An 11,740-nucleotide genomic window follows, 5' to 3' on the forward strand; every position below is an offset into this window, starting at 1 on the left:
AGGTGAATTAAGAGTTGCTGTGGTTTATCTGCACCACATTGCCGTCTTCCTGAGTACCTAGCTCGTTTGAAGACTTGGAGTCCAAAGGCTTGGTCTCTTTAGTCGTCGGACTCTTTGCCTTTCGAGCAACAGGCTTTTTAACGGGGGTCGCTACTGAAGTCTTCGCTGGCCTTTTAGTTGCTGGCGCCTTGGCGGCAGTCTTTGCAGATGCACTCGTGCTGGTGGTGGCTGTCGCTTTTTTACTAGCACTCGCGGTCGATGACTTCGCCGATTTTCTAACCTCAGGCGTTTTTATATCTGCCGTTTTTGCATTGGACTGGCTCTTTACCGCAGCTAACAATTCCGCAAAAGATCTTTCTATACATTCGCGGTAGAAAGCGGGATCCGGCATAGAATCGCGATCACCCACAATTGACATAGTCATGATGCCATTAGAACTAAAAATCAAATGGAACAAGCCAACACCGGGGGTTAATAGCCCCAAGCCGTAATAACGCACCATTCGCGCACCAGCTGAAAAAAGTGGGAACGTCGGGCCAGCAACGTTTGACACCACCGAACTGATCCCAATCGGCAAATATCGAGTCATATGGTTGTTAGAATAGCTATTCACCAATGACCGAGTTAACACCGGTGGCATCACCCCAGCCAATCTCAGCACGTCAACTAGCGGCGAGTTTTCGCCATATACCTTGGCTTCTTGAGAACTCTTATAAATCCCCGCAAGACGCTCTAAAGGGTCGGCGACATTGGTATGTAGCTCCACAAACACGGAGCCTACCTGATTGTTTTCATCGGTCATTCCACGGCGGGTACGCATATCCAGCGGAATAGTCACCGATAGACTTTCATCCGGTAATTCATTGTGATGATCCAGGTAATACCGCAAACCACCGGCAACCACGCTGAGTACAACATCATTAATCTTGACGCCAGCAAAGTCCTTTAAAAACTTAACATCCGCCAGCGAAAACTCTGTCGCCTCAAAAACCCGATACGGCCCTACCGGCGTATTAAATCGCGTTTTCGGCGAGTTTATAGAGGGTATAGGGATTTTTTTTTGTGCCATTCCCACGGCCATTTTCCCTAAATCACGCAGCACACCGATGCCACCTGTTAGCATTTTCACACTGTTTTTTACATTATTGACCGCTGATGACGTTGCTAGATAAACGTTCCCTGGGGCGACATCTGCCGTCACAACACGAGGACCCTGTGGCACAGCGGCTGGGTCTGGCTCTAGATCATGGATTACCGACATAATAGAAGAGCCGCCGGCCCCATCTACGAGCGAATGATGCATCTTCGTATAAATGGCGAAACCACCTTTGGGTACACCCGGAATATTGTCTAGGCCTTCAATGATATAGGCCTCCCAAAGCGGTCGGTTCATATCCAGCGGTCTAGCGTGGAGCCGTGAGACCAAGATACAGAGCTGGCGCCAGTCGCCGGGCTGCGGCAGCGCTATATGACGAATATGAAATTCGACGTCGAAATTAGCATCTTCAACCCAATACGGCCGATCAACATTGCCGGGGACTCTATGTAAGTGCGAGCGGAAAATAGTGTGTTTTGACAAGCGGCGCTCAAAATTGGAGATCACACCTTTGAATCGCACAAAACCACCGGGGGCGCTTGAAGGGTCATAAATACCGAGCCCACCCACATGCTGGGGGGTATTAGGGTGCTCAAGGTTAATAAATGCCGTATCTAGGACGCCTAACTGCTTCATGCAATAAATCCTCTTATTATATTGGCCCCACTCCCGCTTTTAAGTCCGCGCGAGCAGGTAACTACCAACATATTACATCAATTTTTAAAGGATCAAAGTAATTCAAATGGGATAGATAACGTCGAAAGATAGAGTCCAACATTGCCTGACCGCCACATAGCGATTTCAATCTGTGAAATAATCGCTTGAATCTACCAATAAACGAAATAAAAAACCGAAAACCTGCAAGCAGCTTGTCTAAAATCCTGCACGCCACTCCTTAAAGATTGTCGATTCGAGCCTTGCGTTGACGAGCTGGCGGCGCCGCACCGACATGATCCTCATTGCGTAACCGCGCAAGTTCAACCTGCTTTTGACGGTCACGAAAACGCTTCTTCTGATCTTCGGTCACCACATCGAAACAAGCCGGACACGTCACCCCTGCTTCATAACAGTCACTTTGCTTATCCATGCTATTTATCGGCCGACGACAGCCGTGACAGAGCTCGTGCTCTCCGTTTGCTAAACCGTGAGTTACAGAAACTCGGTTATCAAATACAAAGCATTCGCCTTGCCACAAGCTTTCAGGCTCAGGCACCTCCTCTAAATACTTTAGAATGCCTCCCTCAAGATGATAAACCTCTTCGAAACCCTCGTGCTTCATAAAGGCAGACGCTTTCTCACAACGAATACCGCCGGTGCAAAACATCGCCACCTTCTTATGTTTCTGCGGGTCATAGTGTTCGCGAACGTATTCCGGAAACTCCCTAAAGCTGGTGGTTTTCGGATCCACAGCACCACGAAAACTACCGATTTCCACTTCGTAATCATTGCGGGTGTCTATCAGCAACACCTCGGGGTCAGAAATAAGTGCATTCCAATCAGCGGGTTTTACATAACTCCCCACCACATCATTGGGGTCAATACCGTCGACCCCCATTGTCACAATCTCTTTCTTTAACTTCACTTTGGTGCGATAAAAAGGTTGCGATTTATCGAAGGACTCTTTGTGACTAAGATCGGCTAAGCGGCTATCTGCACGCATATAGGTAAGCACAGTGTCTACGCCCTGACGAGAGCCCGCAATGGTGCCATTCACGCCCTCAGCAGCGAGCAATATGGTCCCCTTGACGCCGGCTTGCAGACAAACATCTAGCAGGGGTTCGCGCATCTCGTGGTAATCGGGAAGACTGACAAATTTATATAGGGCCGCTACAACAAACTGATCCATACCTTATTTAACCTTGATCCTTTTTACTACCACCCAAACAGTTGGGTGACGCCGGCGCCGGCGCGGTTCGGTCTTGCCACTCTTGCGGACTATAAGTGTGCATTGCCAAGGCATGAACCGGCCCAGCTAACTCTTCAGCCAATAGGTGATAAACACTTTGCTGACGTGCAACTTTACGCTTAGTACTAAATACGTCGGCGACGATGACGAGTTTAAAGTGGGTTTCTGAGTTCGCGGGCACGCTGTGCATATGACTTTCGTTAACAACCTCAAGATGCTGGGGCCTTAAGGCAGCTGCAAGCTTATCGGTAATACTCTGTTGAATGACTGACATAATATACTCTGTTAACTCCGCTATCATAAATCGGCCTACATTATACACCGCTAGCTCGTTTCTTACCCTTTTCTGCCGCACAGCGCATAGCAGCTACGTAAGCACGATTAGCCCAAACCAACAATATCTCGGTGTCGTCGAGTGCCTCGTCCGGGGTTTGATAATACGAAAGCGCAACTTCCCTAGCGCCACGCGCATAGGTAAAGGGTGGCAAGCCCAAGGCGTCAAAATCTTGCCTACTGTCAGTATCGACCTTCAAATACAGCGTGTTTTCAAACACTAAGCCGAACATCAAGCCCTCTAAAAACACACCGTAGCCGCCGAACATTCTTCGACACTTAACAGGGCCAACCCACTGAAGCTGCTCAATAAGGTAATGAGTAAACGCTGAATCAGATGCCATTTTTAACCCCGCTATGCTGCCAAGTAACTCAAATTCACCGACTTGAGACGCAGAAATAGCTCAGTAACGTCTAGAACCAAACCCCAAGGCATATGGCCCGTGTCACCACAGCGATATAGCCAAACTAGCAAGCCCGCTCGGTAGCAGGCTGTCTGAAGCACTGCAATGGTATAACTAGGGTAGCAAACAGGGCGCTAGCAACACAGGGAACCCCATAATCTTCAAATATCGCCATCAGCAGCTCTGCTGGTGCATTAGACGCAGCAGCTAATTGAGCGACCATCTACTGCTACAACGCTGGATCTGCCAGCGCGCTCGCCCAGCCACTGCTGCGCAACACCACTCAAAGCCCACTGGAGCAGGTGCTCATCTCGCTCTGCTAAGAAGGTAGAACAATCCACCAACACATATCAAATCAGCTTAGAGGACTTGCGGGGCTATCGAGGGTCTTTGTTGAAGGGACTGCAAATATCTCGGTAAAAGTAGTTACCTCACGCTTGCCATCAATCGGACCTCAGACACCAAGTCGATAAAACGCCGCGGCATTATCCCACAGCACTTGTTTAGTCGCAGCATCGCCAAGGGCATTACCAATAATTTCAATGTCAACCGGATTAAAGGCTCGAGGCGAACGGGTTGAAGGTAGGTCGGTGCCAAACATTAAGGCCTCGGGGTTGATCTCAAACAAGCGTTTTATCGCTTGGCTAACTGCAAAATTTACTCGGCCAAATCCAGTTGCTTTCACTCGAGCACCACTTTCGGCCAAGCGGTACAAGAGCGGCAAACCCTCCTTGGATAAACCAAGATGGTCGATGCTAACAGCGGGCAGCCGGCACAACTTATCCTCAAGATCCACTAGCGTTTTGCAGTCTGCATAAATCTCAATATGCCAACCCAATAAGTCGTACACCCGATGCGCAAATTCCCAAAGATACTTGCTGCTTTCTGATCCGCCGCGGCGCAAGTTAAATCGCACAGCGCGCACCCCATGACTGCCTAGTAACAACAAGTCCTCGTCGCTGACAGAAAAAGGCAGTTGCGTCACACCAACAAAGGACGGCCCTAATTCAGCCAAGGCCGCGATTAAGTAACTTTGGTCAAAACGTTGAAACGAACCAGAAACAACCGCACCTCCGCCAACACCCAAGGATGCAGTTTGGCCAATATAATCATCAACCGTGAACTCATCTGGCAAGTAGCCATCATTACTCACCAAAGGAAAAGCGGGATCTATAATGTGTAAATGGGCATCAAAAATCATATGCTGCATATCGCTCCCACCTATGCTGGCTAAACTTAAAAGCCTGCGTATCAGCAACTTTTATTATTAATAAAATTAATATGCTTAGTGAAATACTTTAACACTCGCAGATTTACAGGGTAAAAGCAATCTTCAAAAAGTATCCCCATCAATATCCGTCACACGGTTCTTCGCTTCTATCCACTGCGACATATATTGATGGCTTTTGAGTGTTTGGTGACGAAGCATAAGACCATAAAAATGGCTTTGGCGGTGAGTATGCAGCTGCCCTAACACCGCATCTATTCGCTGCTCAAATAGCGGCAAATACACATTTTTTTGGTAACGTAACGCAAGAAGTGCCTTTGCTTTTTCTTGCGCTACTTGCCATTCATTTTTATTTTGATAAAGACGTAAAGTAGCTGTGATAAAATCTTTAATAAATAAATTTGACGCACTGACAACCTCACCACTCCAGGGCAAATCTCCCTGCATTCCCTCGGCTCCGACTTCGCTAGTTACCGTGGGTGTCCCACACTCCATCGCCTCCAACAACTTACCTTTTTGACCGGCACCAAAACGCAGAGGCGCTAGGCACAGACGTGCCGAAGTCACAACGTCTACCGCATTTTTAGCCCAGCCTTTTACCAGAAATCCGAGTGTCTCGCTGTGAAGCTGAAGCGCCTTGGGCGGTGGATATGCCCCGTAAACATGACACTCAACGTCGGGAAGTGATTTGCGAATTTGCGGCCAAATCTCTGAACGCAAATACAACAAGGCATCCCAGTTCGGTGCATGCCTAAAATTACCAATGACAATGCAGTGTTGACGGGCATCAAAACCGGCCCAACCCACACAATCTTGTGCATTCGTATCCGACAGCAAAGGCAGATAGTGCAAGACATCAGCAGCCACGCCGTAAGTACCCTGCAAAAGGCTCATCTCGTACTCAGAAATAATTAAGCTAATATCACAGCGCCATATCGCTGCAATTTCACGCTGCGCCAACTCACTAAAAAGATCACCGCGCTGCACTTCACGCCCCTGTTTTAAGGCCTGATGACGAGCGTGACGCAAACAATGAAGATCTTCTGTGTCGAGTATGCGCAATGCAGTTTCGCAACTGCGCTCAACTCGCCAACCAAATTGTTCCTCGGTGAAGAATCGGTCAAACACCACAATGGCGGGGCTTAGGTCCGCCACAAACTCATCAAAACTTGAACAATTTAAGCTGACCTCAGCGATCCTGATATTCATGCCTTCGAGGTCGACGCTATGCTCTCCACGCTGCGCGGCGCTAACGAATGTTACGGTGTCACCGCGACTGAGAAAGACACCCAGTAAATCCATCATCCGCCGGCCAGCGGCTGAGGAGTTTGGCTCGGGCCAAACATAGCCAATCACTAAAACCTGCATAGGGGTCCTGTAGCGGCGAAAAATTTGAAAACATCAGAAACCTGAATATGACCATAAAGGCTAAGGAGCTTAGACCACATTAAGTGTATAGCCGTGCCTTGGGAAATGGATATTCACCTCACCCAACCCCTCACTCTGCCTAGCAAGAATCAAGCGCTCAGAATCGGCACCAACGAGCATTCCCTCAACCGCGATCAGGCCATAGTCAGACGGCGAAATTTGCACACGTCTACCCACATTCTCATCCTGCCGCATGCTATCTGGTACAGCACGAGGTAGCGCTTTTTTGGCGATATCTAAAGCATTTTCTGGACTAATCTCTTTGCGCTTACCGTGACCAAAGTTTGCAATGCGTCCGTACCAAGCCGCAAAGTTACTTAATTCTGATGGCGGCTTTGTACGAGTCATTGAAAAATAAAACCATAAGCTGTGGAAGGCAGCAAAATCTGCTAGAGCGGGACTATCACCCTGCAAGTATTGCGCATTCGACACCCGCTGATCCAAGTCCCGCATATGTTTCTGAATAATCGTCAATGCTTTCTTAGCCGAGGGTCTGCGCAAGTTGCCACCCTTTGCCATAGATAGCCGGTCACGAATCAAAGCGAAAACTTTAAGGGGAGACATACGCCTAAGCAAAGACGACATCAGCGTCAGCGGCGAAATGGCGCTGAAGGCGGCGCTAAAAGTATCACCATCTAAATATTCTATATATGTTTGTTCATCGCCACTTAAACTCGCCATCGCAAATTCAGGTCGCTGGGTTAATGTCGCCACTTCAGCGGAAATAATTCGCGTATCGCAAAATATATCGGCGCCAATTTGAGCAACAGGAATTCGTCGGTATCCACCTGCCAAAGGCAATAAAAACGATCGTGGGGGCATTGCGCTTGTTAACACCGATTGCCACTCTAAGTTACAGTAGCCAAACATAGCCCGCACTTTTTCCGAAAACGGCGACATTTCATAGTGGTGGAGTATCAGAACCTTACTCATAGCAGATTAGCCTATTGGTTTGGATTTACGGTAAAGAGAAAACTCAGATGTTAAGGACGGCGTGTCGGTGCGCATTCAGTCAAAACGACTATATGGAATAGGCGGCTCAGGCGGGGTCCACATCGCCTGCCAGCGTTCATTAAAAGTATATTTCACGTAAATCACCACATAGTTGGGCTCGAAAAAATCTGCTCGCTGAATATCTGCTGCCAAGCCGACATACCAGCGCTTACTGACTCGTTTTTCAACAGCGGCCTCAAGTGCATAGCCAAATGCATCGTCGGACGAACTACCGCTACCTAGCAAATATGGTGCATCTTCACCCGACCAAAGATTCGACACTGACGCCGCCACTAGATAAGACCAGTCATTGCCATAAAGAACATAGTACCTAATCGGCAAAGACACGGGAATATAGTTTTGGGAACTTAAATATGAACCGTGTTGTGAGCTTACCTCTGGACTTCCCTGCCTAACATAGACACTTAACGCGCCGATTTTGAGGCTGTTTCAAATGCCTCCGGACAGAATAGCGCTGAGTTGCCTAGATTACTCAGGGAAGTCCACTTGGAAACCCTACGACGATCAATAAGACTTAGGCATGAGGTTAGCAAACGCTTAGTCCAACCGTTTAGAGCGCGAACTTAGGGTTAGTGAGGATTAAGGAATCAACTAAACAAACGCGCATTCTTGTCGCTGAGCTGTTGGTTCAAAGTCCAGTAGTCGTAAATGATACCGAGTAAAAACACCCCGCCGGTCAATAGATACAGTATCCCTGTCACCCATTTACCCATGTAAAATCGATGCAAGCCAAAAATCCCAAGAAAAGTTAGCAGTATCCACGCGAGGGTGTAACTGGTGGAACCGGTGGTGTAACTGGCATCGGCATCACGATCCATACTTGGAATAAGAAATAAATCGACAAACCAACCTATTAAAAACAGGCCGAGGGTAAAGAAATAAATCGTCGCACTGATAGGTCGACCATAATAAAAACGGTGTGCACCCATAAAACCAAATATCCACAAAATATAACCAACTACTATGCTATGGGTATTATTCACTGCTTTGGGCTCCTGTGTACTCGCAAGCGTATTAAGTAACGATCAATCGAAAAACTAAGGACCCAAAGTGTAGGGGATTATGGCGAAGAGCTAAAGTGCAGAAAAATAGCCTCTGTGGCGGCTACTACGCCAAAGGTATATACAATAACAGTAAATCTTTAAGCTTTGCCTGCGCTGGCCAACACAAATATCAGGGAGGCCGGCTGTCCTGTGTCGGTATTCAAAGGCTCAATAAACTCCTTTAAATGCAACCCGCAATCTGCAAACAGCGATAGCCACGATGATAGGGTACGAAAATACCACGGTGGCGGCTCAACAAAATCACTGCTAAAACCCGCCCAACTTCCTTGCCGCCAACCGTCGCAGTAGGGCTCGCCAACATACGCTGGGTGCAGCGTTTGAATAATGCAGTGACCGCTAGCACCCATTACCGCAGGCATAGCTCGCAGTACGCCCCCAACAAGCTCCTTACCAAGAAGAGAGAAATTACACACCACACAGTCAACTTGCTGCGACCACTTTCCTGCGGCAAACTCCTGATATGACAGGACCTTAAATTTACCACCGCGCGCGCTGGCCTTGGCAATCAAGTCTGGCACCACGTCTAGACCCACAGTCGACAGACCAAGGTCTGTCAGCGCCCGCGCCAACCAGCCTTCCCCACAACCGAGATCCAAAACCGATGCCGGTGACCGCGCTACCACAGCGTTGACAATAGCCGCATCGGTAACGGTAACGCGACTGCTAATTTGGGCGTCGCGTACTGCATTTGTCCACGCATCAACATTTTTATACCAGGATTTAACAATGGCATCCTCATAAGCTTTGTCGTTCACGCCGTGCCCCTCTGATAACTCCCAATCTAGATTAAGCTATATTTGCTCACGCTAGCATCATAAAATAATTAATTTTGCGGAATCTACGGCGCCAATATATCGGCAAGCTATACCGTCGCCATACTAGGTCTCAGCGATCGCTATTGCTCACTTGATCACGTCCACACAAGCACTTTGTTTGATAAGCTTGCCAATACCCCTCACTATAAGACCTCGGTCTCATTATTGAGAGGGCACATAACTCACTCAAAGCACACTGCAGCGAACACTCTATGCCAGCTATTTACTATCAAGAATGCAGTTACACCAACGCAGACAATGAATCGGTACTCGACACATTACTCAAGCATAATGTCGCCATTCCCTACGGCTGCCGGGCCGGAGCATGCCAGGCCTGTATCTTGCAAGCCGAACCCAAGCTAATCCCAGAAGATTGCCAGCAAGGCTTAAGCGCGGAGCAAACGCGCCAAGGCTATTTTCTAGCATGCCGCTGTATTCCAGATCAGGACATGCAATTACAGCAAGTTGATTTGCAGGCGCAGAAGATACCGGCAACTGTCAGCGAATCATTTTTGCTCGATGAGCACACCTTATGTCTGCGCTTAAACTGCCGTCTGCGTTGGCGAGCGGGCCAATATATTACGCTTTGGATAAATAACACCGCCCGCTGCTACTCGATAGCTAGTGTTGCCCGCCTCGATCCCTTTATTGAACTACACATCCGTGTCTATCCAAATGGCGCCTTGAGCAAACCATTATCTGACACTGTAAAAGTCGGCGACAGCCTGCAACTGCAAGGCCCCTTAGGACGTTTTTTTTACCTGCAAGATCACGCCGAGCAAAAACTATTACTGATTGGCGCGGGCACTGGTATCGCGCCGTTAATCGGCATTGCACGCGACGCTGTTGATCATCAACATACTGCCAACATCCACTTACTGGCCGCCGCCAAAACTGATACAAGCTATGCAGAGCCGTCGCTCACAGCGCTGCAAAATAGCGCACCGACGTTTACCTATCAGACTAGCGACATAGATAATATCGAAAAAACCCTCTCCACCGAGTTTTCAAATTTACGAGGTCAAAAAATCTATATTTGCGGTGGCGATGAATTTGTAAAAAGCATTCGGAAAAAGTGCTTTATGCTCGGCGCATCACCACGAAATATAATTACTGAAGAATTTATTAACTTTGCGTCTAAGGCAGACGTTGCTAGCTCAGATACCGATTTGTAAAGTCCTTTTTGCCATGCGCTAAAAAATGATCAAAATCCCAATCCCAATCGGCTAACAGACTGCGGTAAAAGTCGCGCAAAACATAGGCTTGGGCCCGAAGATCCGTCCCATTTGAGGTCTTTACTGACACCGTACAACGCCGGTAGCAATCACCTTCAAACACATCTAAGCGCGCCAGCGCCGACTCATCGACGTCATAATACAAGCGCCCCTCTACCCTCGCCGACTCTTCTGCAACCATAGCTGGAAAGGTCTGTCCGCGCAGAGCGTAGCGAGCGAAGTTCGAGATGACTACAACGTCGCTATGCAAATCGACTCCTGTTATCGCAGCCATAATGTCAGCACACATCAAACTACCGTAGGTAAAAACTATCGCCATGGCTGTCTCTATCTTCTTCACTAAAACAAAAAACATCTGCAAACAATATTCTATCGTCAGACAATACCTTTGCTATTGTCTGACACAGGCGACCACTGCGAATAATATCACTTGGCGAATTAGGGTCTATAAATTCCGGCAACGCCGGCTAAAAGAAGTAGCCCTGCACATAACGCGCACCACACTCTAATGGAAAGTAAAACTCTTGCTCCGTTGCCACGCCTTCGCACAATAAATGACTTCCGGTGCGACGCGCTAAATGAGAAATACTTTGCACAACTTGCTGGGACACACCACCGGCCATAGCGCGTTTAACAGACTCATGTTCAGTTTAATAATGTCGGGTTCGCGAGTAATAATACGATCTAAATGGGAAGGTCCAGAACCAAAATCCTTGATAGAAATCTTCATCCCTGCGACACAGTATCGCGCCAGCAGCTTCTGCATATTGGCGTCCGTCCCCGCGCCCTCAACAAATTCAATCAAAACCCTTGTTGGGTTAATATTCAGGGATTGCGGCATCTCAATGGTCGGCACCAGCAGATCATCGCTAAGATGATCCGTCCATGCAGGAGATAAATTTAGTGACAGGAAAACATTTTTCCCACTTTTGGCAAAGTAAGCCGAGGCTTATTTACGTACACTGCGGTCTATGGCAAGCAGTTCCGCACAATTGAAACTGAGATCACTAAACAGCGCGCCGATAGAGGTCAGCTGGTCGTTCGCGGGCAAGCGCTTCATACCCCGCAATTGCCATCCGATTGATATCAATAGTTGGCTGAAAACACCAGAAATACGCCATTTGTATTCCGACAACACAACAGTCTTAAGAGTTGCTAAAATAACTAAGCGAATACCCTTTTACACGTGGCCGAAAATAATAATATCTAATTTTAAG

15 protein-coding genes are annotated in these 11,740 nt (G+C 48.0%); 1 reads left to right on the plus strand and 14 read right to left on the minus strand.

Features of this window, described 5'->3' with window-relative positions; translation table 11 throughout:
* Nucleotides 1–7: 7 nt before the first annotated feature.
* From ACI955_RS07885 to ACI955_RS07930, 10 genes are all read right to left on the minus strand, one after another.
* Complete coding sequence (locus tag ACI955_RS07885; protein WP_415243192.1) at nucleotides 8–1,732, minus strand: WS/DGAT/MGAT family O-acyltransferase; 1,725 nt, start codon at nucleotides 1,730–1,732, stop codon at nucleotides 8–10.
* A gap of 259 nt (nucleotides 1,733–1,991) precedes the next feature.
* The gene (locus ACI955_RS07890) at nucleotides 1,992–2,942 is read right to left on the minus strand and encodes a rhodanese-related sulfurtransferase (protein WP_415243193.1); all 951 of its coding nucleotides are present in this window, start codon (nucleotides 2,940–2,942) and stop codon (nucleotides 1,992–1,994) included.
* A gap of 7 nt (nucleotides 2,943–2,949) precedes the next feature.
* On the minus strand, nucleotides 2,950–3,276 hold the full coding sequence (locus ACI955_RS07895) for a BolA family protein (protein ID WP_415243194.1): 327 nt from the start codon (nucleotides 3,274–3,276) through the stop codon (nucleotides 2,950–2,952).
* 40 nt (nucleotides 3,277–3,316) lie between these two features.
* Nucleotides 3,317–3,679: a TfoX/Sxy family protein gene (locus tag ACI955_RS07900; RefSeq protein ID WP_415243195.1), complete on the minus strand. Its 363-nt coding sequence runs from the start codon at nucleotides 3,677–3,679 to the stop codon at nucleotides 3,317–3,319.
* Nucleotides 3,680–4,193: 514 nt separating this feature from the next.
* On the minus strand, nucleotides 4,194–4,949 hold the full coding sequence (locus ACI955_RS07905; RefSeq protein ID WP_415243196.1) for an amidohydrolase family protein: 756 nt from the start codon (nucleotides 4,947–4,949) through the stop codon (nucleotides 4,194–4,196).
* A 123-nt stretch (nucleotides 4,950–5,072) separates the two neighbouring features.
* Nucleotides 5,073–6,335: a glycosyltransferase gene (locus ACI955_RS07910; protein ID WP_415243197.1), complete on the minus strand. Its 1,263-nt coding sequence runs from the start codon at nucleotides 6,333–6,335 to the stop codon at nucleotides 5,073–5,075.
* A 69-nt stretch (nucleotides 6,336–6,404) separates the two neighbouring features.
* Nucleotides 6,405–7,328 carry a glutathione S-transferase family protein gene (locus ACI955_RS07915; RefSeq protein WP_415243198.1) on the minus strand — a complete coding sequence of 308 codons (924 nt, stop codon included), beginning with the start codon at nucleotides 7,326–7,328 and terminating at the stop codon, nucleotides 6,405–6,407.
* A gap of 75 nt (nucleotides 7,329–7,403) precedes the next feature.
* Nucleotides 7,404–7,826, minus strand: coding sequence for a cellulose synthase subunit BcsC-related outer membrane protein (locus ACI955_RS07920; RefSeq protein ID WP_415243260.1), 423 nt, complete (start codon nucleotides 7,824–7,826; stop codon nucleotides 7,404–7,406).
* Between the two features lie 170 nt (nucleotides 7,827–7,996).
* Nucleotides 7,997–8,392: an NINE protein gene (locus tag ACI955_RS07925; RefSeq protein WP_415243199.1), complete on the minus strand. Its 396-nt coding sequence runs from the start codon at nucleotides 8,390–8,392 to the stop codon at nucleotides 7,997–7,999.
* A 158-nt stretch (nucleotides 8,393–8,550) separates the two neighbouring features.
* Nucleotides 8,551–9,228, minus strand: a complete 678-nt coding sequence (locus tag ACI955_RS07930) for a class I SAM-dependent methyltransferase (RefSeq protein WP_415243200.1) — start codon at nucleotides 9,226–9,228, stop codon at nucleotides 8,551–8,553.
* Between the two features lie 272 nt (nucleotides 9,229–9,500).
* On the opposite strand from ACI955_RS07930, the gene ACI955_RS07935 reads away from it, so the two are divergent.
* Nucleotides 9,501–10,463: an FAD-binding oxidoreductase gene (locus ACI955_RS07935; protein WP_415243201.1), complete on the plus strand. Its 963-nt coding sequence runs from the start codon at nucleotides 9,501–9,503 to the stop codon at nucleotides 10,461–10,463.
* Here the strand turns inward: ACI955_RS07935 and ACI955_RS07940 are convergent.
* The 4 genes from ACI955_RS07940 to ACI955_RS07955 all read right to left on the minus strand — a co-directional run bounded on the left by ACI955_RS07940 (nucleotide 10,441) and on the right by ACI955_RS07955 (nucleotide 11,658).
* Entirely contained in the window at nucleotides 10,441–10,842 is a 402-nt protein-coding gene (locus ACI955_RS07940; RefSeq protein ID WP_415243202.1) for a gamma-glutamylcyclotransferase family protein, read from the minus strand. The genes ACI955_RS07935 and ACI955_RS07940 overlap by 23 nt on opposite strands.
* 148 nt (nucleotides 10,843–10,990) lie before the next feature.
* On the minus strand, nucleotides 10,991–11,146 hold the full coding sequence (locus ACI955_RS07945) for an EAL domain-containing protein (protein ID WP_415243203.1): 156 nt from the start codon (nucleotides 11,144–11,146) through the stop codon (nucleotides 10,991–10,993).
* A complete protein-coding gene (locus ACI955_RS07950) occupies nucleotides 11,098–11,433 on the minus strand; it encodes an EAL domain-containing protein (RefSeq protein ID WP_415243261.1) in 336 nt (111 codons plus the stop codon). The genes ACI955_RS07945 and ACI955_RS07950 overlap by 49 nt, the downstream gene beginning before the upstream one ends.
* A 39-nt stretch (nucleotides 11,434–11,472) precedes the next feature.
* A complete protein-coding gene (locus ACI955_RS07955) occupies nucleotides 11,473–11,658 on the minus strand; it encodes a hypothetical protein (protein WP_415243204.1) in 186 nt (61 codons plus the stop codon).
* Nucleotides 11,659–11,740: the final 82 nt, after the last annotated feature.

The sequence above is a fragment of the Zhongshania sp. genome, from assembly GCF_047636175.1.
GTDB lineage: Bacteria > Pseudomonadota > Gammaproteobacteria > Pseudomonadales > Spongiibacteraceae > Spongiibacter.

Bases quoted from the DNA above. Each gene is read 5' to 3' on its own strand.
- ACI955_RS07900 (WP_415243195.1), bottom strand. From the start codon at position 3,679: ATGGCATCTGATTCAGCGTTTACTCATTACCTTATTGAGCAGCTTCAG.
- ACI955_RS07915 (WP_415243198.1), bottom strand. From the start codon at position 7,328: ATGAGTAAGGTTCTGATACTCCACCACTATGAAATGTCGCCGTTTTCG.
- ACI955_RS07945 (WP_415243203.1), bottom strand. From the start codon at position 11,146: ATGGCCGGTGGTGTGTCCCAGCAAGTTGTGCAAAGTATTTCTCATTTA.
- ACI955_RS07910 (WP_415243197.1), bottom strand. From the start codon at position 6,335: ATGCAGGTTTTAGTGATTGGCTATGTTTGGCCCGAGCCAAACTCCTCA.
- ACI955_RS07940 (WP_415243202.1), bottom strand. From the start codon at position 10,842: ATGGCGATAGTTTTTACCTACGGTAGTTTGATGTGTGCTGACATTATG.
- ACI955_RS07895 (WP_415243194.1), bottom strand. From the start codon at position 3,276: ATGTCAGTCATTCAACAGAGTATTACCGATAAGCTTGCAGCTGCCTTA.
- ACI955_RS07890 (WP_415243193.1), bottom strand. From the start codon at position 2,942: ATGGATCAGTTTGTTGTAGCGGCCCTATATAAATTTGTCAGTCTTCCC.
- ACI955_RS07885 (WP_415243192.1), bottom strand. From the start codon at position 1,732: ATGAAGCAGTTAGGCGTCCTAGATACGGCATTTATTAACCTTGAGCAC.
- ACI955_RS07935 (WP_415243201.1), top strand. From the start codon at position 9,501: ATGCCAGCTATTTACTATCAAGAATGCAGTTACACCAACGCAGACAAT.
- ACI955_RS07905 (WP_415243196.1), bottom strand. From the start codon at position 4,949: ATGCAGCATATGATTTTTGATGCCCATTTACACATTATAGATCCCGCT.